General features: G+C 50.1%; 24 protein-coding genes. 17 read left to right on the plus strand and 7 right to left on the minus strand.

Going from position 1 to position 23,412, the window contains the following annotated elements; all coding sequences use genetic code 11:
* Positions 1–21 precede the first annotated feature (21 nt).
* A complete protein-coding gene (locus RTW80_RS08690) occupies positions 22–504 on the minus strand; it encodes a zinc ribbon-containing protein (RefSeq protein ID WP_001044879.1) in 483 nt (160 codons plus the stop codon).
* 234 nt (positions 505–738) lie between these two features.
* Here RTW80_RS08690 and leuS point away from each other — a divergent pair, with 234 nt between their 5' ends.
* The 15 genes from leuS to lipA all read left to right on the plus strand — a co-directional run bounded on the left by leuS (position 739) and on the right by lipA (position 16,273).
* Complete coding sequence (gene leuS, locus RTW80_RS08695; protein ID WP_001338359.1) at positions 739–3,321, plus strand: leucine--tRNA ligase; 2,583 nt, start codon at positions 739–741, stop codon at positions 3,319–3,321.
* Positions 3,322–3,335: 14 nt separating this feature from the next.
* Positions 3,336–3,917: an LPS assembly lipoprotein LptE gene (lptE, locus tag RTW80_RS08700; protein WP_001269673.1), complete on the plus strand. Its 582-nt coding sequence runs from the start codon at positions 3,336–3,338 to the stop codon at positions 3,915–3,917.
* Positions 3,917–4,948 carry a DNA polymerase III subunit delta gene (gene holA / locus RTW80_RS08705; protein ID WP_000620549.1) on the plus strand — a complete coding sequence of 344 codons (1,032 nt, stop codon included), beginning with the start codon at positions 3,917–3,919 and terminating at the stop codon, positions 4,946–4,948. The genes lptE and holA overlap by 1 nt, the downstream gene beginning before the upstream one ends.
* 1 nt (position 4,949) lies before the next feature.
* Positions 4,950–5,591, plus strand: a complete 642-nt coding sequence (nadD, locus tag RTW80_RS08710; protein WP_000838889.1) for a nicotinate-nucleotide adenylyltransferase — start codon at positions 4,950–4,952, stop codon at positions 5,589–5,591.
* Between the two features lie 23 nt (positions 5,592–5,614).
* Positions 5,615–6,226, plus strand: a complete 612-nt coding sequence (locus RTW80_RS08715; RefSeq protein ID WP_001241892.1) for an adenosylcobalamin/alpha-ribazole phosphatase — start codon at positions 5,615–5,617, stop codon at positions 6,224–6,226.
* A gap of 259 nt (positions 6,227–6,485) precedes the next feature.
* Positions 6,486–6,803 (plus strand): ribosome silencing factor, encoded by a 318-nt coding sequence (gene rsfS, locus RTW80_RS08720; protein ID WP_001161664.1) that lies wholly within the window; start codon positions 6,486–6,488, stop codon positions 6,801–6,803.
* Positions 6,804–6,806: 3 nt separating this feature from the next.
* Positions 6,807–7,274 carry a 23S rRNA (pseudouridine(1915)-N(3))-methyltransferase RlmH gene (gene rlmH / locus RTW80_RS08725; protein ID WP_000776104.1) on the plus strand — a complete coding sequence of 156 codons (468 nt, stop codon included), beginning with the start codon at positions 6,807–6,809 and terminating at the stop codon, positions 7,272–7,274.
* Between the two features lie 30 nt (positions 7,275–7,304).
* Positions 7,305–9,206, plus strand: coding sequence for a peptidoglycan DD-transpeptidase MrdA (gene mrdA / locus RTW80_RS08730; protein WP_000776191.1), 1,902 nt, complete (start codon positions 7,305–7,307; stop codon positions 9,204–9,206).
* Between the two features lie 2 nt (positions 9,207–9,208).
* Complete coding sequence (gene mrdB, locus RTW80_RS08735; RefSeq protein ID WP_000131719.1) at positions 9,209–10,321, plus strand: peptidoglycan glycosyltransferase MrdB; 1,113 nt, start codon at positions 9,209–9,211, stop codon at positions 10,319–10,321.
* Positions 10,322–10,331: 10 nt separating this feature from the next.
* Positions 10,332–11,420: an endolytic peptidoglycan transglycosylase RlpA gene (rlpA, locus tag RTW80_RS08740; RefSeq protein WP_001231428.1), complete on the plus strand. Its 1,089-nt coding sequence runs from the start codon at positions 10,332–10,334 to the stop codon at positions 11,418–11,420.
* A 139-nt stretch (positions 11,421–11,559) separates the two neighbouring features.
* Positions 11,560–12,771, plus strand: coding sequence for a D-alanyl-D-alanine carboxypeptidase DacA (gene dacA / locus RTW80_RS08745; protein WP_001092082.1), 1,212 nt, complete (start codon positions 11,560–11,562; stop codon positions 12,769–12,771).
* A gap of 110 nt (positions 12,772–12,881) precedes the next feature.
* Positions 12,882–13,145: a DUF493 family protein YbeD gene (gene ybeD, locus RTW80_RS08750; protein ID WP_000850550.1), complete on the plus strand. Its 264-nt coding sequence runs from the start codon at positions 12,882–12,884 to the stop codon at positions 13,143–13,145.
* 100 nt (positions 13,146–13,245) lie between these two features.
* Positions 13,246–13,887, plus strand: coding sequence for a lipoyl(octanoyl) transferase LipB (gene lipB / locus RTW80_RS08755; RefSeq protein ID WP_000284027.1), 642 nt, complete (start codon positions 13,246–13,248; stop codon positions 13,885–13,887).
* Between the two features lie 258 nt (positions 13,888–14,145).
* Positions 14,146–15,099: a YbeF family transcriptional regulator gene (locus tag RTW80_RS08760; protein WP_000378026.1), complete on the plus strand. Its 954-nt coding sequence runs from the start codon at positions 14,146–14,148 to the stop codon at positions 15,097–15,099.
* Between the two features lie 208 nt (positions 15,100–15,307).
* Positions 15,308–16,273, plus strand: coding sequence for a lipoyl synthase (gene lipA / locus RTW80_RS08765; RefSeq protein ID WP_000042632.1), 966 nt, complete (start codon positions 15,308–15,310; stop codon positions 16,271–16,273).
* 100 nt (positions 16,274–16,373) lie between these two features.
* On the opposite strand, the gene tatE is transcribed toward lipA, so the two are convergent.
* Together tatE and RTW80_RS08775 are read right to left on the minus strand one after the other, a co-directional pair.
* On the minus strand, positions 16,374–16,577 hold the full coding sequence (tatE, locus tag RTW80_RS08770) for a twin-arginine translocase subunit TatE (protein WP_000503931.1): 204 nt from the start codon (positions 16,575–16,577) through the stop codon (positions 16,374–16,376).
* Between the two features lie 128 nt (positions 16,578–16,705).
* Positions 16,706–17,494 (minus strand): deaminated glutathione amidase, encoded by a 789-nt coding sequence (locus tag RTW80_RS08775; RefSeq protein WP_000959109.1) that lies wholly within the window; start codon positions 17,492–17,494, stop codon positions 16,706–16,708.
* A 92-nt stretch (positions 17,495–17,586) separates the two neighbouring features.
* On the opposite strand from RTW80_RS08775, the gene crcB reads away from it, so the two are divergent.
* Complete coding sequence (crcB, locus tag RTW80_RS08780) at positions 17,587–17,970, plus strand: fluoride efflux transporter CrcB (RefSeq protein WP_000939738.1); 384 nt, start codon at positions 17,587–17,589, stop codon at positions 17,968–17,970.
* A gap of 54 nt (positions 17,971–18,024) precedes the next feature.
* Here crcB and cspE read toward each other — a convergent pair whose 3' ends face one another.
* On the minus strand, positions 18,025–18,234 hold the full coding sequence (cspE, locus tag RTW80_RS08785) for a transcription antiterminator/RNA stability regulator CspE (RefSeq protein ID WP_000034825.1): 210 nt from the start codon (positions 18,232–18,234) through the stop codon (positions 18,025–18,027).
* Positions 18,235–18,408: 174 nt separating this feature from the next.
* Positions 18,409–18,969 (minus strand): lipid IV(A) palmitoyltransferase PagP, encoded by a 561-nt coding sequence (gene pagP, locus RTW80_RS08790; RefSeq protein ID WP_001103094.1) that lies wholly within the window; start codon positions 18,967–18,969, stop codon positions 18,409–18,411.
* A 588-nt stretch (positions 18,970–19,557) separates the two neighbouring features.
* Between pagP and dcuC the strand changes: the two genes are divergently transcribed.
* Positions 19,558–20,943, plus strand: a complete 1,386-nt coding sequence (gene dcuC, locus RTW80_RS08795) for an anaerobic C4-dicarboxylate transporter DcuC (protein WP_000955063.1) — start codon at positions 19,558–19,560, stop codon at positions 20,941–20,943.
* A gap of 40 nt (positions 20,944–20,983) precedes the next feature.
* On the opposite strand, the gene dpiA is transcribed toward dcuC, so the two are convergent.
* Both dpiA and dpiB read right to left on the minus strand, forming a co-directional pair.
* Positions 20,984–21,664, minus strand: a complete 681-nt coding sequence (dpiA, locus tag RTW80_RS08800; protein WP_000126500.1) for a two-component response regulator DpiA — start codon at positions 21,662–21,664, stop codon at positions 20,984–20,986.
* Positions 21,633–23,291: a sensor histidine kinase DpiB gene (dpiB, locus tag RTW80_RS08805; RefSeq protein ID WP_001338355.1), complete on the minus strand. Its 1,659-nt coding sequence runs from the start codon at positions 23,289–23,291 to the stop codon at positions 21,633–21,635. The genes dpiA and dpiB overlap by 32 nt, the downstream gene beginning before the upstream one ends.
* Positions 23,292–23,412 lie beyond the last annotated feature (121 nt).

Here is a 23,412-nt window from a genome sequence, read left to right on the forward strand (position 1 = left end):
TACGTCATCCGGCACCATTCATTACGGCTCGAACGGGCGTCTCTGGAACTGATCATGACCACATTTCGGGCATAGCATCAGCACTTCCGGTGTGTAGATCGGGAGATGGAAGTGACATTTCTCGCAGACCAGATTTCCCAGCCCTACCACTTCTCCGCTGTGATAAACCCCGTGATGATTGAGGTCCTGGAAAACTTCGCGCCATTCAAGCTGCGTTTTATCGGTGATGTCTGCCAGCTCCTGCCACAAGCTTTCTTTAATCACCCGCATAAAGACGCTGTCAGATTCTTCTTTCAGGCTCTCTTCATAGCTCATGGCGAACTCTTCCAGGTCACGTCTGACAGCTCGCGTCAGCTCATCGACCTCGGTTCGCGTTAACTCCCCTGTTTTTATTACGCGCTCGCGCGCCTGTTCCACCAGTGCGTCGATATCACGTTCGCCATTACGCAGGCGTTCGCTCAGTGACGCGACCAGTTCACGGTAATATTGAGCAACCTTGTTCATCGTTTCATCTCCCGGGTCGTTAACTGACTATAATAATAGACGTTCTTTGTTCCTTGCTTTGCTAATACGCCCACAAACTCTGTAAATTAATGTATGAATAATCCGGGCATCATTTCAACGTCGAGTGCGCGAAAGGCTGTTTTGACGCGGACGTTTGGGCTATGCTATGCGGATCTGAAAAACCACCTCAACGCTACATTTGTAGCCGTATTGAAAACAGGACCACTGGCTGCCATGCAAGAGCAATACCGCCCGGAAGAGATAGAATCCAAAGTACAGCTTCATTGGGATGAGAAGCGCACATTTGAAGTAACCGAAGACGAGAGCAAAGAGAAGTATTACTGCCTGTCTATGCTTCCCTATCCTTCTGGTCGACTACACATGGGCCACGTACGTAACTACACCATCGGTGACGTGATCGCCCGCTACCAGCGTATGCTGGGCAAAAACGTCCTGCAGCCGATCGGCTGGGACGCGTTTGGTCTGCCTGCGGAAGGCGCGGCGGTGAAAAACAACACCGCGCCAGCACCGTGGACGTACGACAACATCGCGTATATGAAAAACCAGCTCAAAATGCTGGGCTTTGGTTATGACTGGAGCCGCGAGCTGGCAACCTGTACGCCGGAATACTACCGTTGGGAACAGAAATTCTTCACCGAGCTGTATAAAAAAGGCCTGGTATATAAGAAGACTTCTGCGGTCAACTGGTGCCCGAACGACCAGACCGTACTGGCGAACGAACAAGTTATCGACGGCTGCTGCTGGCGCTGCGATACCAAAGTTGAACGTAAAGAGATCCCGCAGTGGTTTATCAAAATCACTGCTTACGCTGACGAGCTGCTCAACGATCTGGATAAACTGGATCACTGGCCAGACACCGTTAAAACCATGCAGCGTAACTGGATCGGTCGTTCCGAAGGCGTGGAAATCACCTTCAACGTTAACAACTATGACAACACGCTGACCGTTTACACTACCCGCCCGGACACCTTTATGGGTTGTACCTACCTGGCGGTAGCGGCGGGTCATCCGCTGGCGCAGAAAGCGGCAGAAAATAATCCTGAACTGGCAGCCTTTATTGACGAATGCCGTAATACCAAAGTTGCCGAAGCTGAAATGGCGACGATGGAGAAAAAAGGCGTCGATACTGGCTTTAAAGCGGTTCACCCATTAACGGGCGAAGAAATTCCCGTTTGGGCAGCAAACTTCGTATTGATGGAGTACGGCACGGGCGCAGTTATGGCGGTTCCGGGTCACGACCAGCGCGACTACGAGTTTGCCTCTAAATATGGCCTGAACATCAAGCCAGTTATTCTGGCGGCTGACGGTTCTGAACCGGATCTCTCCCAGCAAGCCCTGACTGAAAAAGGCGTGCTGTTCAACTCTGGCGAGTTCAACGGTCTTGACCATGAAGCGGCCTTCAACGCCATCGCCGATAAACTGACTGCGATGGGCGTTGGCGAGCGTAAAGTGAACTACCGCCTGCGCGACTGGGGTGTTTCTCGTCAGCGTTACTGGGGCGCGCCGATTCCGATGGTGACGCTGGAAGACGGTACCGTAATGCCGACCCCGGACGACCAGCTGCCGGTGATCCTGCCGGAAGATGTGGTGATGGACGGCATTACCAGCCCGATTAAAGCAGATCCGGAGTGGGCAAAAACTACCGTTAACGGTATGCCAGCGCTGCGTGAAACCGACACTTTCGACACCTTTATGGAGTCCTCCTGGTACTATGCGCGCTACACTTGCCCGCAGTACAAAGAAGGTATGCTGGATTCTAAAGCGGCTAACTACTGGCTGCCGGTGGATATCTACATTGGTGGTATCGAACACGCCATTATGCACCTGCTCTACTTCCGCTTCTTCCACAAACTGATGCGTGATGCAGGCATGGTGAACTCTGACGAACCAGCGAAACAGTTGCTGTGTCAGGGTATGGTGCTGGCAGATGCCTTCTACTATGTTGGCGAAAACGGCGAACGTAACTGGGTTTCCCCGGTTGATGCTATCGTTGAACGTGACGAGAAAGGCCGTATCGTGAAAGCGAAAGATGCGGCAGGCCATGAACTGGTTTATACCGGCATGAGCAAAATGTCCAAGTCGAAGAACAACGGTATCGACCCGCAGGTGATGGTTGAACGTTACGGCGCGGACACCGTTCGTCTGTTTATGATGTTTGCTTCTCCGGCTGATATGACTCTCGAATGGCAGGAATCCGGCGTAGAAGGGGCTAACCGCTTCCTGAAACGTGTCTGGAAACTGGTGTACGAGCATACAGCAAAAGGTGATGTTGCGACACTGAACGTTGATGCACTGACTGAAGATCAGAAAGCGCTGCGTCGTGATGTGCATAAAACTATCGCTAAAGTGACCGATGATATCGGCCGTCGTCAGACCTTCAACACCGCAATTGCGGCGATTATGGAGCTGATGAACAAACTGGCGAAAGCACCGACCGATGGCGAGCAGGATCGCGCTCTGATGCAGGAAGCTCTGCTGGCCGTTGTCCGTATGCTTAACCCGTTCACCCCGCACATCTGCTTCACGCTGTGGCAGGAACTGAAAGGCGAAGGCGATATCGACAACGCGCCGTGGCCGGTTGCTGACGAAAAAGCGATGGTGGAAGACTCCACGCTGGTCGTGGTGCAGGTTAACGGTAAAGTCCGTGCCAAAATCACCGTTCCGGTGGACGCAACGGAAGAACAGGTTCGCGAACGTGCTGGCCAGGAACATCTGGTAGCAAAATATCTTGATGGCGTTACTGTACGTAAAGTGATTTACGTACCAGGTAAACTCCTCAATCTGGTCGTTGGCTAAGCGCGGGAGGAAGCGTGCGATATCTGGCAACATTGTTGTTATCTCTGGCGGTGTTAATCACCGCCGGGTGTGGCTGGCATCTGCGTGATACCACGCAGGTTCCTTCCACTATGAAGGTCATGATCCTGGACTCAGGCGATCCGAACGGGCCATTAAGCCGTGCGGTGCGTAACCAGTTACGTCTGAATGGTGTCGAGTTGCTTGATAAAGAAACCACGCGTAAGGACGTTCCATCCTTGCGTTTGGGTAAAGTGAGCATCGCGAAAGATACCGCATCGGTATTCCGTAACGGTCAAACAGCAGAGTATCAGATGATCATGACGGTTAATGCGACCGTGTTGATCCCCGGCCGTGATATCTACCCGATTAGCGCCAAAGTCTTCCGTTCGTTCTTCGATAACCCGCAAATGGCGTTAGCGAAAGATAACGAACAAGACATGATCGTAAAAGAGATGTACGACCGTGCTGCCGAACAGCTGATTCGTAAGCTGCCAAGCATCCGTGCTGCGGATATTCGTTCCGACGAAGAACAGACGTCGACCACAACGGATACTCCGGCAACGCCTGCACGCGTCTCCACCACGCTGGGTAACTGATGATTCGGTTGTACCCGGAACAACTCCGCGCGCAGCTCAATGAAGGGCTGCGCGCGGCGTATCTTTTACTTGGTAACGATCCTCTGTTATTGCAGGAAAGCCAGGACGCTGTTCGTCAGGTAGCTGCGGCACAAGGATTCGAAGAACACCACACTTTTTCCATTGATCCCAACACTGACTGGAATGCGATCTTTTCGTTATGCCAGGCCATGAGTCTGTTTGCCAGTCGACAAACGCTATTGCTGTTGTTACCAGAAAACGGACCGAATGCGGCGATCAATGAACAACTTCTCACACTCACCGGACTTCTGCATGACGACCTGCTGTTGATCGTCCGCGGTAATAAATTAAGCAAAGCGCAAGAAAATTCCGCCTGGTTTACTGCTCTTGCGAATCGCAGCGTGCAGGTGACCTGTCAGACACCGGAGCAGGCTCAGCTTCCCCGCTGGGTTGCTGCGCGCGCAAAACAGCTCAATTTAGAACTGGATGACGCGGCGAATCAGGTGCTCTGCTACTGTTATGAAGGTAACCTGCTGGCGCTGGCTCAGGCACTGGAGCGTTTATCGCTGCTCTGGCCAGACGGCAAATTGACATTACCGCGCGTTGAACAGGCGGTGAATGATGCCGCGCATTTCACCCCTTTTCATTGGGTTGATGCTTTGTTGATGGGAAAAAGTAAGCGCGCGTTGCATATTCTTCAGCAACTGCGTCTGGAAGGCAGCGAGCCGGTTATTTTGTTGCGCACATTACAACGTGAACTGTTGTTACTGGTTAACCTGAAACGCCAGTCTGCCCATACGCCACTGCGTGCGTTGTTTGATAAGCATCGGGTATGGCAGAACCGCCGGGGCATGATGGGCGAGGCGTTAAATCGCTTAAGCCAGCCGCAGTTACGTCAGGCTGTGCAACTCCTGACACGAACGGAACTCACCCTCAAACAAGATTACGGTCAGTCAGTGTGGGCAGAGCTGGAAGGGTTATCTCTTCTGTTGTGCCATAAACCCCTGGCGGACGTATTTATCGACGGTTGATATGAAATCTTTACAGGCTCTGTTTGGCGGCACCTTTGATCCGGTGCACTATGGTCATCTTAAACCCGTGGAAACGCTGGCGAATTTGATTGGTCTGACGCGGGTCACAATAATCCCTAATAATGTTCCTCCGCATCGTCCCCAGCCGGAAGCGAACAGCGTGCAGCGTAAACACATGCTTGAACTGGCGATTGCCGACAAGCCATTATTTACTCTTGATGAACGCGAGCTAAAGCGCAATGCCCCCTCTTACACTGCGCAAACACTGAAAGAGTGGCGGCAGGAACAAGGGCCGGACGTGCCGCTGGCGTTTATTATTGGTCAGGATTCATTGCTGACCTTTCCGACCTGGTACGAATACGAAACGATACTCGACAATGCACATTTGATCGTCTGTCGGCGTCCAGGTTACCCACTTGAAATGGCGCAACCGCAATACCAGCAATGGCTGGAAGATCATTTGACACATAACCCGGAAGATCTTCACCTTCAGCCTGCCGGTAAAATTTATCTGGCTGAAACACCGTGGTTTAACATCTCGGCGACCATCATCCGCGAACGTTTGCAAAACGGTGAATCGTGTGAGGATTTATTGCCGGAACCGGTATTGACTTACATTAACCAACAAGGCTTGTATCGCTGATACCTGTCGTTACGGAGGGCATGATGCGACTGTGGTTAATTCGTCATGGCGAAACACAAGCGAATGTCGATGGTCTGTACAGCGGTCATGCGCCCACACCCCTGACCGCACGCGGTATTGAGCAAGCGCAAAATCTGCATACACTGCTACATGATGTTTCCTTTGACCTGGTTTTATGCAGTGAACTGGAACGGGCACAGCATACCGCGCGACTGGTTCTCAGTGACCGCCAGCTCCCCGTTCATATCATCCCTGAACTCAACGAAATGTTTTTTGGTGACTGGGAGATGCGACATCATCGCGACCTCATGCAAGAAGATGCCGAAAACTATAGCGCGTGGTGCAATGACTGGCAGCATGCTATCCCCACGAACGGTGAAGGATTTCAGGCATTTTCACAACGTGTGGAACGCTTTATCGCAAGGCTTAGTGAATATCAGCACTATCAGAATATTTTAATCGTCAGCCATCAGGGCGTACTGAGTCTGTTAATTGCTCGTTTAATTGGCATGCCTGCCGAGTCTATGTGGCATTTTCGCGTTGACCAGGGGTGTTGGAGCGCCATTGATATCAACCAAAAATTCGCGACGCTACGCGTCCTCAATAGCCGTGCCATCGGGGTCGAGAATGCATGACTTTTCTGTTTTTTTACGGGTAAGCCGCAACGACCATTGACAGCCCCGGGCAGGCTGATATTCTCCGCAGCCAGACTTTTTCCGCCAGACACGACTTTGTAGAAATTGTTTTACAAAAATGGCGATGCAATCTGCGGCGCGGGGTGGGATGATAGCCCACTTTCGAAAGCCGATTCGGCGACAATTGTCCCGAAATCGCCTCTGGTTCAGGTATACTGACAGACCATTTTTATCTATTTGATTCACCCAGGGGGAAAACTTGCAGGGTAAAGCACTCCAGGATTTTGTTATCGACAAAATTGATGACCTCAAAGGTCAGGACATCATCGCCTTAGACGTTCAAGGCAAATCCAGCATCACCGACTGCATGATCATCTGTACGGGTACGTCCAGCCGTCATGTTATGTCCATTGCTGACCACGTTGTGCAGGAGTCTCGCGCAGCGGGCCTGTTACCGCTCGGCGTAGAAGGTGAAAACAGCGCCGACTGGATTGTCGTGGATTTGGGCGATGTGATTGTCCATGTCATGCAGGAAGAGAGCCGTCGCCTGTATGAACTGGAAAAACTCTGGAGTTAATGCGTGAAGCTGCAACTTGTCGCCGTGGGAACGAAAATGCCGGACTGGGTACAAACCGGTTTTACCGAGTACCTGCGTCGTTTTCCGAAAGATATGCCCTTCGAGCTGATTGAAATTCCGGCCGGAAAACGCGGCAAGAATGCGGACATCAAGCGCATACTCGACAAAGAGGGTGAGCAGATGTTGGCGGCCGCAGGCAAAAACCGCATTGTCACCCTCGATATTCCAGGCAAGCCCTGGGATACGCCGCAGTTAGCCGCTGAGCTGGAACGCTGGAAGCTGGATGGTCGCGACGTCAGTCTACTGATTGGCGGGCCTGAAGGGTTGTCGCCTGCCTGTAAAGCGGCGGCGGAGCAGAGCTGGTCGCTGTCGGCGCTTACCCTCCCCCATCCGCTGGTTCGCGTGCTGGTCGCAGAGAGTCTGTACCGGGCGTGGAGCATCACCACCAACCATCCTTATCACCGTGAGTGATAAGGGAGCTTTGAGTAGAAAACGCAGCGGATGAAACTACAGAACTCTTTTCGCGACTATACGGCAGAGTCCGCGCTGTTTGTGCGCCGGGCGCTGGTCGCCTTTTTGGGGATTTTGCTGCTGACCGGCGTGCTTATCGCCAACCTGTATAATCTGCAAATTGTTCGCTTTACCGACTACCAGACTCGCTCTAATGAAAACCGCATTAAGCTGGTGCCTATCGCGCCCAGCCGCGGCATTATCTACGACCGTAATGGTATCCCTCTGGCCCTCAACCGCACTATCTACCAGATAGAAATGATGCCAGAGAAAGTCGATAACGTGCAGCAAACGCTGGACGCTTTGCGCAGCGTGGTTGATCTGACCGATGACGATATTGCTGCATTCCGAAAAGAGCGCGCACGTTCACACCGTTTCACCTCTATTCCGGTGAAAACTAACCTGACCGAAGTACAAGTAGCTCGCTTTGCCGTCAATCAGTACCGTTTTCCGGGTGTCGAAGTTAAAGGCTATAAACGTCGTTACTATCCTTACGGTTCGGCGTTGACCCACGTCATCGGCTATGTGTCGAAAATCAACGATAAAGACGTCGAACGCCTGAATAATGACGGCAAACTGGCCAACTATGCGGCAACGCATGATATCGGTAAGCTGGGCATTGAGCGTTACTATGAAGACGTGCTGCACGGTCAGACCGGTTATGAAGAGGTTGAAGTTAACAACCGTGGGCGTGTTATCCGCCAGTTAAAAGAAGTACCACCGCAAGCCGGACACGATATTTACCTGACGCTGGATCTCAAACTCCAGCAATATATTGAAACGCTGCTGGCGGGTAGCCGCGCAGCTGTGGTTGTCACCGATCCGCGTACAGGTGGGGTACTGGCGCTGGTTTCCACGCCTAGTTATGACCCAAACCTGTTTGTTGACGGTATCTCCAGCAAAGATTATTCCGCCTTGTTGAACGACCCGAATACACCGCTGGTGAACCGCGCCACACAGGGGGTTTATCCTCCCGCGTCTACAGTTAAACCCTATGTGGCGGTTTCGGCATTGAGCGCCGGGGTGATCACGCGCAATACGACGCTGTTTGACCCAGGCTGGTGGCAACTGCCAGGTTCGGAAAAACGTTATCGTGACTGGAAAAAATGGGGCCACGGGCGTCTGAATGTCACAAGATCGCTGGAAGAATCTGCGGATACCTTCTTCTATCAGGTGGCCTACGATATGGGGATCGATCGCCTCTCCGAATGGATGGGTAAATTCGGTTATGGTCATTACACCGGTATCGACCTGGCGGAAGAACGTTCCGGCAACATGCCTACCCGCGAATGGAAACAGAAACGCTTTAAAAAACCGTGGTATCAGGGTGACACCATTCCGGTTGGTATCGGTCAGGGTTACTGGACAGCGACCCCAATCCAGATGAGTAAGGCACTGATGATCCTGATTAATGACGGTATCGTGAAGGTTCCTCATTTGCTGATGAGCACCGCCGAAGACGGCAAACAGGTGCCATGGGTACAGCCGCATGAACCGCCCGTCGGCGATATTCATTCCGGTTACTGGGAGCTGGCGAAAGACGGTATGTACGGTGTTGCTAACCGCCCTAACGGTACGGCGCATAAATACTTTGCCAGCGCACCGTACAAAATTGCGGCGAAATCCGGTACCGCTCAGGTCTTCGGTCTGAAAGCGAACGAAACCTATAATGCGCACAAAATTGCCGAGCGTTTACGTGACCACAAACTGATGACCGCCTTTGCGCCATACAACAATCCGCAAGTGGCTGTCGCCATGATTCTGGAGAACGGTGGTGCGGGTCCGGCGGTTGGTACACTGATGCGCCAGATCCTCGACCACATTATGCTGGGTGATAACAACACCGATCTGCCTGCGGAAAATCCAGCGGTTGCCGCAGCGGAGGACCATTAATCATGACGGATAATCCGAATAAAAAAACATTCTGGGATAAAGTCCATCTCGATCCCACAATGCTGCTGATCTTACTGGCATTGCTGGTTTACAGCGCCCTGGTTATCTGGAGCGCCAGCGGTCAGGATATTGGCATGATGGAGCGTAAAATCGGCCAAATCGCGATGGGTCTGGTCATCATGGTGGTGATGGCGCAAATTCCTCCACGCGTTTATGAAGGCTGGGCCCCCTATCTCTATATCATCTGTATTATTTTGCTGGTGGCGGTAGATGCTTTCGGTGCCATCTCTAAAGGTGCTCAACGCTGGCTGGACCTCGGTATTGTTCGTTTTCAGCCGTCGGAAATTGCCAAAATAGCCGTACCACTGATGGTTGCGCGCTTTATCAACCGCGACGTTTGCCCGCCATCGTTGAAGAACACTGGCATCGCGCTGGTGCTGATATTTATGCCCACGCTGCTGGTGGCTGCACAGCCTGACCTGGGAACATCAATCCTCGTTGCGCTTTCCGGTCTGTTTGTACTGTTCCTCTCTGGCCTTAGCTGGCGTCTGATTGGCGTCGCAGTAGTGCTGGTGGCGGCGTTCATTCCGATTCTGTGGTTCTTCCTGATGCATGATTACCAGCGCCAGCGCGTAATGATGCTCCTGGACCCGGAATCAGACCCACTCGGCGCGGGCTATCACATTATTCAGTCTAAAATTGCTATTGGCTCCGGCGGATTACGCGGCAAAGGCTGGCTGCACGGCACTCAGTCACAGCTTGAATTTCTCCCCGAACGCCATACCGACTTTATCTTCGCGGTACTGGCGGAAGAGCTGGGATTAGTGGGCATTCTGATTCTGCTCGCTCTCTACATTCTGCTGATCATGCGCGGGCTGTGGATAGCCGCCAGAGCGCAAACCACCTTTGGTCGCGTCATGGCTGGTGGCTTAATGCTGATATTATTCGTTTATGTCTTCGTAAATATTGGTATGGTAAGCGGTATTCTGCCGGTTGTAGGGGTTCCGCTCCCACTGGTCAGTTATGGAGGATCGGCGCTAATTGTGCTGATGGCTGGGTTCGGGATTGTAATGTCAATCCACACCCACAGGAAAATGTTGTCGAAAAGCGTGTAAGAGGTGCGCAATGCGTAAGCAGTGGCTCGGGATCTGCATCGCGGCAGGAATGCTCGCGGCATGTACAAGCGATGATGGTCAGCAACAGACGGTAAGTGTACCGCAGCCTGCGGTATGTAACGGCCCCATAGTTGAAATTAGCGGGGCGGACCCGCGTTTCGAACCACTGAACGCGACGGCAAATCAGGATTACCAGCGCGACGGTAAAAGCTACAAAATCGTGCAGGATCCGTCTCGATTTAGCCAGGCGGGACTGGCGGCAATCTATGATGCCGAACCAGGCAGTAACCTGACGGCCTCTGGCGAAGCTTTCGATCCGACACAGCTGACGGCGGCCCATCCAACGCTTCCGATCCCCAGCTACGCCAGAATCACTAACCTGGCTAACGGGCGAATGATCGTGGTGCGCATTAATGATCGCGGCCCTTACGGCAACGACCGCGTTATTTCGCTTTCTCGCGCGGCAGCTGACCGTCTTAACACGTCAAACAACACCAAAGTTCGTATCGATCCGATTATTGTCGCCCAGGATGGTTCGCTTTCTGGTCCTGGTATGGCTTGTACCACAGTCGCCAAACAGACTTACGCCCTGCCTGCACCTCCCGATTTAAGCGGTGGCGCGGGAACAAGTTCAGTGTCTGGCCCGCAGGGTGACATTCTTCCGGTCAGTAATTCGACGCTAAAAAGCGAAGATCCGACCGGCGCGCCGGTAACCAGTAGCGGTTTCCTCGGCGCACCAACGACCTTAGCGCCTGGTGTACTGGAAGGCAGCGAACCGACGCCTGCGCCACAGCCCGTTGTTACAGCTCCGTCGACAACGCCTGCAACCTCGCCTGCAATGGTGACACCGCAAGCCGCCTCGCAAAGCGCCAGCGGCAACTTTATGGTGCAAGTCGGGGCCGTTAGCGATCAGGCTCGTGCGCAACAGTACCAACAGCAACTGGGACAGAAGTTCGGCGTCCCCGGTCGCGTAACTCAAAATGGCGCGGTCTGGCGGATCCAGCTTGGCCCCTTCGCCAGCAAAGCCGAAGCCAGTACCTTGCAGCAACGTTTGCAAACCGAAGCCCAATTACAGTCATTTATTACCACCGCGCAGTAGCGTAAAGCAGGCATCTGATGTGTCAATTTCTGTAAATGACGTTAACAAAGTCACGCGGAAAGTCAGATGCCTGCCGGTAGTGCATTTGCTATAGTAGGGCACTTTTTTTAATTCCATCACGGATGTCGTAGTTCAGACCATGAATACCATTTTTTCCGCTCGTATCATGAAGCGCCTGGCGCTCACCACGGCTCTTTGCACAGCCTTTATCTCTGCTGCACATGCCGATGACCTGAATATCAAAACTATGATCCCGGGTGTACCGCAGATCGATGCGGAGTCCTACATCCTGATTGACTATAACTCCGGCAAAGTGCTCGCCGAACAGAACGCAGATGTCCGCCGCGATCCAGCCAGCCTGACCAAAATGATGACCAGTTACGTTATCGGCCAAGCAATGAAAGCCGGTAAATTTAAAGAAACTGATTTAGTCACTATCGGCAACGACGCATGGGCCACCGGTAACCCGGTGTTTAAAGGTTCTTCGCTGATGTTCCTCAAACCGGGCATGCAGGTTCCGGTTTCTCAGCTGATCCGCGGTATTAACCTGCAATCGGGTAACGATGCTTGTGTCGCCATGGCTGATTTTGCCGCTGGTAGCCAGGACGCTTTTGTTGGCTTGATGAACAGCTACGTTAACGCCCTGGGCCTGAAAAACACCCACTTCCAGACGGTACATGGTCTGGATGCTGATGGTCAGTACAGCTCCGCGCGAGATATGGCGCTGATCGGCCAGGCATTGATCCGTGACGTACCGAATGAATACTCGATCTATAAAGAAAAAGAATTTACGTTTAACGGTATTCGCCAGCTGAACCGTAACGGCCTGTTATGGGATAACAGCCTGAATGTCGACGGCATCAAAACCGGACACACTGACAAAGCAGGTTACAACCTTGTTGCTTCTGCGACTGAAGGCCAGATGCGCTTGATTTCTGCGGTGATGGGCGGACGTACTTTTAAAGGCCGTGAAGCCGAAAGTAAAAAACTGCTAACCTGGGGCTTCCGTTTCTTCGAAACCGTTAACCCACTGAAAGTAGGTAAAGAGTTCGCCTCTGAACCGGTTTGGTTTGGTGATTCTGATCGCGCTTCGTTAGGGGTTGATAAAGACGTGTACCTGACCATTCCGCGTGGTCGCATGAAAGATCTGAAAGCCAGCTATGTGCTGAACAGCAGTGAATTGCATGCGCCGCTGCAAAAGAATCAGGTCGTCGGAACTATCAACTTCCAGCTTGATGGCAAAACGATCGAGCAACGCCCGCTGGTTGTGTTGCAAGAAATCCCGGAAGGTAACTTCTTCGGCAAAATCATTGATTACATTAAATTAATGTTCCATCACTGGTTTGGTTAAAAATTGAACACTTGAAAGTGTAATTTCCGTCCCCATATACTAAGCATCAGTAAAAAAACTCCCGCCTTCTGGCGGGAGTTGCTATTTAATTACGTTACGCCGGAGCTGACATGAAAACCAAACTTAACGAACTGCTTGAATTCCCTACTCCTTTTACTTACAAAGTTATGGGGCAGGCGTTACCTGAGCTGGTTGATCAGGTGGTTGAAGTGGTACAGCGCCATGCGCCAGGTGACTACACCCCAACGGTAAAACCAAGCAGCAAAGGCAACTACCACTCGGTATCTATCACTATCAACGCCACTCATATCGAGCAGGTTGAAACACTGTATGAAGAACTGGGCAAAATCGATATTGTCCGCATGGTTCTGTAACTCGCTTCTCCGTTACCCGGCTCCTGGTCGGGTAACTCCCCTCTCCTCGCTGTGATATACTTTTCCCCCACTTTTACTCATTCTCCACGGAGATGCCGTTTTGTATCAGGATAAAATTCTTGTCCGCCAGCTCGGTCTTCAGCCTTACGAGCCAATCTCCCAGGCTATGCATGAATTCACCGATACCCGCGATGATAGTACCCTTGATGAAATCTGGCTGGTCGAGCACTATCCGGTATTCACCCAAGGTCAGGCAGGAAAAGCGGAGCACATTTTAATGCCGGGTGATATTCCGGTGATCCAGAGCGATCGCGGTGGGCAGGTGACTTATCACGGGCCGGGGCAACAGGTGATGTATGTGTTGCTTAACCTGAAACGCCGTAAACTCGGTGTGCGTGAACTGGTGACCTTGCTTGAGCAAACAGTGGTGAATACCCTGGCTGAACTGGGTATAGAAGCGCATCCTCGGGCTGACGCGCCAGGTGTCTATGTTGGGGAAAAGAAAATTTGCTCACTGGGTTTACGTATTCGACGCGGTTGTTCATTCCACGGTCTGGCATTAAACGTCAATATGGATCTTTCACCATTTTTACGTATTAATCCTTGTGGGTATGCCGGAATGGAAATGGCTAAAATATCACAATGGAAACCCGAAGCGACGACTAATAATATTGCTCCACGTTTACTGGAAAATATTTTAGCGCTACTAAACAATCCGGACTTCGAATATATTACCGCTTAATTCCATACATCAATGGCCCAATTTACACTGGGTCATTACTCATAATACCTGCTAATGCTTTACATCTCCTTCGCGTTTGTATATTTTCTTTATCACTTGCAGAAATGCGGTGCCACGCCTTGCTCCGTAACTCACCCCATTGATTAACCTATTGAAATAGTTGATTATGGTGAGCAAAAGCGTTCCGTTCCAATTAGACATAAGATTATTGTAATTTTTTAAATATTATTTTTCCATGAATAAAATTGGAGTAAGTGCGTGGATAGTAATAATCAAATTGAACCCTGTTTAAGCAGAAAGTCGTCAGAAGGTAAACCACAAATATTTACAACCTTACGAAATATTGATCTTAACCTTCTGACTATTTTTGAAGCTGTATATGTACATAAAGGGATCGTTAATGCAGCGAAAGTGCTTAATCTGACCCCCTCGGCAATCAGTCAGTCTATTCAGAAACTGCGCGTTATATTCCCTGACCCATTGTTTATTCGCAAAGGCCAGGGTGTCACTCCTACCGCATTTGCGATGCATCTACATGAGTATATCAGTCAGGGCCTTGAGTCCATTCTTGGCGCGCTGGATATCGAAGGAAGCTATGATAAGCAACGAACGATAACTATTGCGACCACTCCCTCGGTCGGAGCCCTGGTCCTTCCTGTCATCTATCGGGCGATTAAAACTCACTATCCGCAGCTTTTACTGCGCAACCCGCCCATCAGCGACGCGGAAAACCAACTCAGTCAGTTTCAAACCGATCTCATCATCGATAACATGTTTTGCACCAATCGTACGGTGCAACATCATGTTCTGTTCACCGACAATATGGTGTTAATTTGCCGCGAGGGAAATCCACTACTCTCTTTAGAAGATGACAGAGAGACTATCGACAACGCTGCGCATGTACTTCTGTTACCGGAAGAGCAAAATTTCAGCGGTCTGCGGCAGAGAGTTCAAGAAATGTTTCCGGACCGGCAAATCAATTTCACCAGCTACAACATTTTGACAATCGCTGCACTGGTTGCCAACAGTGACATGTTAGCGATTATTCCCAGCCGTTTTTATAACCTGTTTAGCCGCTGCTGGCCGCTGGAAAAACTGCCTTTTCCGTCCTTAAATGAGGAGCAAATAGATTTCTCTATCCACTACAACAAATTCAGCCTGCGTGATCCCATCCTGCACGGAGTAATAGATGTTATCCGTAATGCATTTTGAAAAAGTATTGTTACAGCCAGATCACAGCGCAGAACGATAAAATGGCACAATCCAACAACAATTTTACATTTTCGCGACCGCTTTGGCTGCTTTCAGGTCCGTTTCAATGATATACTGCCAGTCGTTAATTCAAAAATAGTTGATAATTACAACAATCTATTGAATTGAAACGCTTTCCTTCGTAATTCGCAACTGGAACACGCACGCTATGAGTAAACCCATTGTGATGGAACGCGGTGTTAAATACCGCGATGCCGATAAGATGGCCCTTATCCCGGTTAAAAACGTGGCAACAGAGCGCGAAGCCCTGCTGCGCAAGCCGGAATGGATGAAAATCAAGCTTCCAGCGGACTCTACACGTATCCAGGGCATCAAAGCCGCAATGCGCAAAAATGGCCTGCATTCTGTCTGCGAGGAAGCCTCCTGCCCTAACCTGGCGGAATGCTTCAACCACGGCACAGCAACGTTTATGATCCTCGGCGCTATTTGTACCCGCCGTTGTCCGTTCTGTGATGTTGCCCACGGTCGCCCGGTAGCTCCTGATGCCAATGAACCAGTGAAACTGGCGCAGACCATTGCCGATATGGCGCTGCGTTATGTGGTTATCACCTCCGTTGACCGTGATGACCTGCGCGATGGCGGTGCCCAGCACTTTGCGGATTGCATTACTGCCATTCGGGAAAAAAGCCCGCAAATCAAAATTGAAACTCTGGTGCCGGATTTCCGTGGTCGTATGGATCGTGCTCTGGATATTCTGACTGCAACGCCACCAGATGTGTTCAACCATAACCTGGAAAACGTACCGCGTATTTACCGTCAGGTACGGCCTGGTGCAGATTACAACTGGTCGCTGAAGCTGCTGGAACGCTTTAAAGAAGCGCATCCGGAAATCCCGACCAAGTCTGGTCTGATGGTGGGACTGGGTGAAACCAATGAAGAAATTATTGAGGTAATGCGCGACCTGCGCCGTCATGGTGTGACGATGTTAACGCTGGGGCAATATTTGCAGCCAAGCCGCCATCACCTGCCGGTTCAACGTTACGTTAGCCCGGATGAGTTCGACGAAATGAAAGCCGAAGCGCTGGCGATGGGCTTTACCCATGCTGCATGCGGTCCGTTTGTCCGCTCTTCTTACCACGCCGATTTGCAGGCGAAAGGGATGGAAGTTAAGTAATCCTGTAATAATTACTTACATCTGTCTGATAAAAAACCCGCTTTTTGAAGCGGGTTTTTTGTATCGAACAAGATATTGAGGGAGCGTCCTGCTCGCCACGTCACTCTTTATGAGAGAGCTTTTCAGCCTGAAGATCAACGTCTGCGCCTTTTTTCGCCGCAGCATCATCATCATTCATCGCCTTCTTGAACCCTTTAATGGCCGCTCCAAGGTCTCCGCCCAGCGTACGTAACTTCTTAGTCCCAAACAGCAGAACGACCAGCGCCGCAACTACCAGCAGTTTGGTAATACTAATCTCACCCATAGATACCTTCTTGACATATAACCGGCAACAGAACGCGCCTTAAAAACCAGAGAATATTAACGGTCATTCGACGCGCGCACACAATAGCAATCTGTAACAAGGTGAATCAAGCGCCGAGTAAAAAAACATCATAATAATTGCGGCGGCGCAAAGCGACGGTTGTTTAAGACGGGCAGTTGCGCGCGCACCTGACGCACACGTTCGGGCGTCACTTCCGCCATAATGAGTGCAGGCATTTCTGACGCTGCCGCAATGGTGACTCCAAAGGGATCTATAATCCGGCTTTGACCGATATTTTTGTTCCCGCACTCCCCCGCCGCCACCATATAACAGGTGGTATCCAGCGCACGAGCGGCAAGCAACGTTGACCAGTGATGCTCTTTGAGCGGCCCGCGAACCCAGGCGGCAGGAAGTACCAGGATTTCAGCTCCCTGTAATGCCTGTGCCAGCGCCAGCTCTGGAAAGCGTAAGTCATAACAGGTCATCAGACCGACCTTCATCCCCTCCACCTCGAGTAACGGAGCGATTTCATTACCAGCATCAACACGGCGTGATTCCTGAATGGCAAATGCATCATAGAGATGCAATTTGGCATAACGGGCGACGATGTTTCCTGCCTGTAGCGCCACCAGCATATTCCATGCGCGCCCCGGCGTTGAAGGAACATGAATCGTCAGAATTGTCGTCATCATGTTACGTTTACTTTCTCGCCGTAAACGTCCGAGGAATTCGCCTTCCAGCAGCTGTGCTGATTTAACCGATAGATCTGCATCATGATCATCGCGCGCCAGCAATGCTTCCGGCAGGACGAACAGCGATACGTCGTTTTCCGCCGCCTGCGCCATCAACGAGGCACAAATCTCAGCGTTCTTTTCCCACACAGATGTAACAGCAAACTGTCCTGCGGCAACCAGCATTGCCACCTCCTGTCAGAGTCGTAAAATTCGCCAACGACGATTATTCGGCGTTACACTTATCACTCATACAAATCAAATAGCAGGATTTTGCAGTGTTACAACTTCTTTTAGCAGTTTTTATTGGCGGTGGTACGGGAAGCGTGGCGAGATGGCTGTTAAGTATGCGATTTAACCCGCTGCATCAGGCGATTCCGTTGGGGACGCTGGCAGCAAACCTGATTGGGGCATTCATCATAGGAATGGGATTCGCCTGGTTCAGCAGGATGACGAACATTGATCCAGTGTGGAAAGTATTAATCACCACCGGATTTTGTGGCGGTCTAACAACCTTCTCAACATTTTCGGCAGAAGTGGTGTTTTTGTTACAAGAGGGCCGCTTTGGCTGGGCGTTACTGAACGTTTTCGTCAACCTTCTGGGGTCTTTTGCCATGACAGCACTGGCTTTCTGGCTGTTTTCGGCCTCAACCGCACACTAAAGACCAAAAAAAAACCCGCTGATTAAGCGGGTTTTGAATTCTTGCTGACGTATCTTACAGAGCGATTACGTTTGCAGCAGAAGGGCCTTTGGCACCGTTAGTGATTTCGAACTCTACGCGCTGACCTTCAGCAAGAGTTTTAAAACCATTAGTCTGGATTGCAGAGAAGTGTACGAACACGTCTTTGCTGCCGTCTTCCGGAGTAATGAAACCGAATCCTTTGGACTCATTAAACCACTTAACGTTACCTTTAATCTTAGACATCAAAATTACCTTTACATGAAAAATAGACACAAATGCTGTGTCGGTTACCAGTACACCAATTGTGGTACGCTTTGTCCAGTGCAACTTTACTAAAAAGTGATAAAAGTCGCGTTATTTTTGATGCTACTTATTTTAGTTATTGATTTTAAAGAAGTTACTAAAACTTCATTTGTCTCAAAACTGAAAGCGCATCCAGGCAAAGTACACATTGCCATTGTTGTAGGTACCCGGAATGTAGGTCATCTGAAAAGTCACTGGGCCATAACCCACGGAGGCCAATGGCAGTAGAACCGGGAGAGGGATGTAATTCCAGTTATCGCGTGCCGTTACGCCAGCGGTGAATCCCAGACCTAAATGAAAATTTTCATCCGCCAGCGGTCGCCAGGTACTTTCCCATCCGTATCCGGCAATCGGTTCCCATTTGTTCCACGAGTCCTTAAATGCCATGGCATACAGGCCATGCCAGTTTCCTTTTTCATCCCAACGCGACAGGCCAAAACCGCCACCCCACGGTCGCTCGTTATAGCGATCGGTTTTTTCTTTGTCGTAAGCGAAACGTGCATGCCAGGTGATGGCAGGAATATATAAATCATAATGTTCAGGCTGTTGCCAGGTTTGTGCAATATTTTCTCTAAACGTTGTCATCCACTCATCTGCGTTAGCAAAAACTTTACCAACGCTGATTAACTGAATAAAAACAAAGGAAAAGATAGCGACATATTTACTCACGTTCATTTGTGACCATAAAACATTTATCAAAAATCTACTACTAGCATAGCAAAGCTACAATTAACATAACCTTAATAGACCCAACATAAAGAATAATCTGAATAGCTGCTCTATTTATTTCCGCTTGTTCAAGTTAAATATTTCCGCGCATCGATTAAAGATGATGCGTCGTTTTCTGCGATGGGAATAGTCAAAAAAGAAAAACCAAGTCTTTTTTGATGACAAAATGCAATCAAGGAAAAATTATTTTATTTTTTAACGAGATACAACAATCATCTTAACGAAGCATATAATATATATCGTCAACCTATGCTCATATTAGATTATTTTTTGAGCGCACAGCCGCAGCTAACACCATTGCAATTAACAAATTTGCATCAATCCACCATCAATTTGCACACATTATTATGTGATAATTGCCAACCGCTAAATATGCGTTTTGTTATCTATGTATAAAAACAGCAACTTCAATGTCTTAATGGCAGTTTTTCTTGATTTTAATCAGCATTCATCGCCAATTTATTGGGCATATTTTTTCCTTAAGCTTTAGGAATTTTTTATTATTTACTTTGGGGCCTGGAGACAGGAAAAATTATGCTGACATTCATTGAGCTCCTTATTGGGGTTGTGGTTATTGTGGGTGTAGCTCGCTACATCATTAAAGGGTATTCCGCCACTGGTGTGTTATTTGTCGGTGGCCTGTTATTGCTGATTATCAGTGCCATTATGGGGCACAAAGTGTTACCGTCCAGCCAGGCTTCAACAGGCTACAGCGCCACGGATATCGTTGAATACGTTAAAATATTACTAATGAGCCGCGGCGGCGACCTCGGCATGATGATTATGATGCTGTGTGGATTTGCCGCTTACATGACCCATATCGGCGCGAATGATATGGTGGTCAAGCTGGCGTCAAAACCATTGCAGTATATTAACTCCCCTTACCTGCTGATGATTGCCGCCTATTTTGTCGCCTGTCTGATGTCTCTGGCCGTCTCTTCCGCAACCGGTCTGGGTGTTTTGCTGATGGCAACCCTATTTCCGGTGATGGTAAACGTTGGTATCAGTCGTGGCGCAGCTGCTGCCATTTGTGCCTCCCCGGCGGCGATTATTCTCGCACCGACTTCAGGGGATGTGGTGCTGGCGGCGCAAGCTTCCGAAATGTCGCTGATTGACTTCGCCTTCAAAACGACGCTGCCTATCTCAATTGCTGCAATTATCGGCATGGCGATCGCCCACTTCTTCTGGCAACGTTATCTGGATAAAAAAGAGCACATCTCTCATGAAATGTTAGATGTCAGTGAAATCACCACCACTGCTCCTGCGTTTTATGCCATTTTGCCGTTCACGCCGATCATCGGTGTACTGATTTTTGACGGTAAATGGGGTCCGCAATTACACATCATCACTATTCTGGTGATTTGTATGCTGATTGCCTCCATTCTGGAGTTCCTCCGCAGCTTTAATACCCAGAAAGTTTTCTCTGGTCTGGAAGTGGCTTATCGCGGGATGGCAGATGCGTTTGCTAACGTGGTGATGCTGCTGGTTGCCGCTGGGGTATTCGCTCAGGGGCTTAGCACCATCGGCTTTATTCAAAGTCTGATTTCTATCGCTACCTCGTTTGGTTCGGCGAGTATCATCCTGATGCTGGTATTGGTGATTCTGACAATGCTGGCGGCAGTCACGACCGGTTCAGGCAATGCGCCGTTTTATGCGTTTGTTGAGATGATCCCGAAACTGGCGCACTCTTCCGGCATTAACCCGGCGTATTTGACTATCCCGATGCTGCAGGCGTCAAACCTTGGCCGTACCCTTTCGCCCGTTTCTGGCGTAGTCGTTGCGGTTGCCGGGATGGCGAAGATCTCGCCGTTTGAAGTCGTAAAACGCACCTCGGTACCGGTGCTTGTTGGTTTGGTGATTGTTATCGTTGCTACAGAGCTGATGGTGCCAGGAACGGCAGCAGCGGTCACAGGCAAGTAAATAGTAATGCCGGAGGCAAGTTTCCTCCGGCTTTATCATGTCACCCACTGTGGTATATGCGTTGTGGTCTGCCAACTTTGCCGTGAACAATTTCAGCAATAATCAGATGGCGGCTGGCGCAATATTCAAGATAACGTCTGGCAGTGGTGCGGCTGATGGTCAGTGCCTGCGCCACCGTTTCTGCCGTATGTTGCACACCAGGCTCTTTAAACAGTTTTCGCACCGCGTTTAGCGTCAAGGGATCAATGCCGGTCGGCAGTTCGTCTTTAGGTTCACCGCGAGCATAGGCATTAAACATCTCATCAATTTGCTTCTGGCTGGCGCTATCAATACTTTCCAGCATATGTTTACGCTGGCGGAAACGGGTTAGCGTTTGCCCCAGCCGTTCATAGGCAATGGGCTTAATGAGATAATCAAATACACCACAACGTACGGCTTCAGACACCGTTTCCATATCGCTGGCTGCAGTGGTAAACACCACGTCGCCGGGATAATGCGCCTGCACCAGTTCATGCAATAAATTAATCCCTCTGCCGTCAGGAAGATAGTTATCGAGCAAGATTAGCCCCGGCTTAAAACGCTCGATCATCATTCGGGCCTGCGCCAGGTTTCCCGCCAGTAATATCTGACTGAATCCGGGAATGTGACGAATATATTCCGCATGCATCTCTGCCAGCGGCGTTTCGTCCTCAACGATCAATAGGGTTAATGGAGCTGTCATTAGGTTTCACTTTCGGAATATAGATTGAAAATAAGGTACCGCAGGGATCATTATCTTCGAGAGTGATAACACCACCGCAGCGCGTTACGTAGCTGGCAATCAAGTACAACCCAATGCCATGTTCACCGGGCTCGTCAGCACGCGTACTGACCCCCTGCTCAAATATTTTGTCTCGTAGAGACTCTGGAACGCCGCAGCCCTGATCGGCGACTTCAATCACCACATCATCGCCTTCATCGCTGAGGAATAATTCAACGATCTTGTTTCCTTCATCGCTACGCAGGCTGGCTTCGAAGGCGTTATCAAGTAAATTGCCCACAATGGCTGCAAACTCGGTGCTATCCAGTCCTGGCGGCAGTTGCGAAAGCTGGCTACCGGGGACAATGATCATTTTTAGCCCCAGTTCCCGGGCGCGCTGCACTTTACCAAAAAGCAGCCCCGCCACCTGGCGATCGGCAAACGCCTCGCGCAGGCTGTCAATAAGCTGTTGCTGGGCCTGAGACTCCCCCTGCACCATCGCCAGCACGCGATCATACTCTTTCATCTGCAACAGACCATTGAGCGTCGACATCCAATTGAGATGCTCGTGTCGCAATGTACGAAGGCTCTCAACGTATTGTTTTATTTGCGTCAGTTGCGCATTGAGGGTGGAAATTTCGTCTTTACTGCGAAAGCTGATAATGGCCCCCAGCAAATCATCACCTGAACGAATAGCTTCCCGATTGGCAATAACGCTCAGACCGTTAAAGTTAGCCACCACATCCTGACGTTTTTCATCAATCTGTTCGGTAAAGAAATCGGCGGGCCTGACCACTTCAGCAATGGTTTTACCCAACCATTGCCGTCCGGGGGAACTCAGCCCCAGCATCTTTCTTGCGTTACGATTGATGGCGGTAATGTAACCGTGCGGATCCACCGCAATCAGCCCTTCATAAACCGAACTAAACAGCGCCTCTTGCTGACGGACCACGCGTGCGATTTGCTTTGGCTCCATGCCCATCATCTGCCGACGGATATGCGCGGCCAGGAACCACGACAGCAACATCAGAATCCCTAACAGCACGACAAACACACCTGCCATCGGTAATAAAAACTCAGCCCGCCAGCTATCGATTTTACTCACCAGGTAGCCAATCGACACCACGCCGATGACTTTTCCATCGTCATCAAAGATTGGCGTTTTGGCGCGCATCGCCATCCCCATTGACCCTTTCCCGGTAATGAAGTAGCTCTCCCCTTTCTCCAGCGCGCCCTGTTTGGTGAACTGCATAGGATAACCAATTTTCTCCGGATTAGGATGGTAAAGGCGGATCGAGTGCCGGTCCCCAATCACCACATAATCAAAATCGGTATCTCTTTGTAATTTGTTAGCGATGGTCGCCAGCCGTTTGTAGTCACGCGTTTTCACCGCAGAGATGACACTGTCATTGGAGGCAATAATTTTCGCCTGATTCATTGCCATGTCGCGTACATGAAGCGTTAAATAGTCCTCAAAACTGGCCGTAAAATATTGTGCCAGGGCTGCAATGACAAATATTGAGAACACCAGAATCAGCAAAAAGATACGCAGCGGAAATGCCAGTCTTTGGAAAAATGCAAACTGTTTATTCTCGTTAAGCTGCAACATTGTTTTCCTTGCGGGTTGTCCCGAGCCTCTTTGACGGATGTAATTAAAATGTTGAATCAAAATACATAGATATTAATTATGATCGTGGCAAATTTTATTCATTAAATCAATTAAATCACTT

Origin of the sequence: Escherichia sp. AM3 (genome assembly GCF_032029835.1) — a bacterium.
Classification (GTDB): domain Bacteria; phylum Pseudomonadota; class Gammaproteobacteria; order Enterobacterales; family Enterobacteriaceae; genus Escherichia; species Escherichia coli.

Coding starts and splice junctions, on each gene's coding strand:
- RTW80_RS08690 (WP_001044879.1), bottom strand. CDS start 504: ATGAACAAGGTTGCTCAATATTACCGTGAACTGGTCGCGTCACTGAGC.
- leuS (WP_001338359.1), top strand. CDS start 739: ATGCAAGAGCAATACCGCCCGGAAGAGATAGAATCCAAAGTACAGCTT.
- holA (WP_000620549.1), top strand. CDS start 3,917: ATGATTCGGTTGTACCCGGAACAACTCCGCGCGCAGCTCAATGAAGGG.
- nadD (WP_000838889.1), top strand. CDS start 4,950: ATGAAATCTTTACAGGCTCTGTTTGGCGGCACCTTTGATCCGGTGCAC.
- RTW80_RS08715 (WP_001241892.1), top strand. CDS start 5,615: ATGCGACTGTGGTTAATTCGTCATGGCGAAACACAAGCGAATGTCGAT.
- mrdA (WP_000776191.1), top strand. CDS start 7,305: ATGAAACTACAGAACTCTTTTCGCGACTATACGGCAGAGTCCGCGCTG.
- mrdB (WP_000131719.1), top strand. CDS start 9,209: ATGACGGATAATCCGAATAAAAAAACATTCTGGGATAAAGTCCATCTC.
- rlpA (WP_001231428.1), top strand. CDS start 10,332: ATGCGTAAGCAGTGGCTCGGGATCTGCATCGCGGCAGGAATGCTCGCG.
- dacA (WP_001092082.1), top strand. CDS start 11,560: ATGAATACCATTTTTTCCGCTCGTATCATGAAGCGCCTGGCGCTCACC.
- ybeD (WP_000850550.1), top strand. CDS start 12,882: ATGAAAACCAAACTTAACGAACTGCTTGAATTCCCTACTCCTTTTACT.
- lipA (WP_000042632.1), top strand. CDS start 15,308: ATGAGTAAACCCATTGTGATGGAACGCGGTGTTAAATACCGCGATGCC.
- tatE (WP_000503931.1), bottom strand. CDS start 16,577: ATGGGTGAGATTAGTATTACCAAACTGCTGGTAGTTGCGGCGCTGGTC.
- RTW80_RS08775 (WP_000959109.1), bottom strand. CDS start 17,494: ATGCTGGTTGCCGCAGGACAGTTTGCTGTTACATCTGTGTGGGAAAAG.
- cspE (WP_000034825.1), bottom strand. CDS start 18,234: ATGTCTAAGATTAAAGGTAACGTTAAGTGGTTTAATGAGTCCAAAGGA.
- pagP (WP_001103094.1), bottom strand. CDS start 18,969: ATGAACGTGAGTAAATATGTCGCTATCTTTTCCTTTGTTTTTATTCAG.
- dcuC (WP_000955063.1), top strand. CDS start 19,558: ATGCTGACATTCATTGAGCTCCTTATTGGGGTTGTGGTTATTGTGGGT.
- dpiA (WP_000126500.1), bottom strand. CDS start 21,664: ATGACAGCTCCATTAACCCTATTGATCGTTGAGGACGAAACGCCGCTG.
- dpiB (WP_001338355.1), bottom strand. CDS start 23,291: ATGTTGCAGCTTAACGAGAATAAACAGTTTGCATTTTTCCAAAGACTG.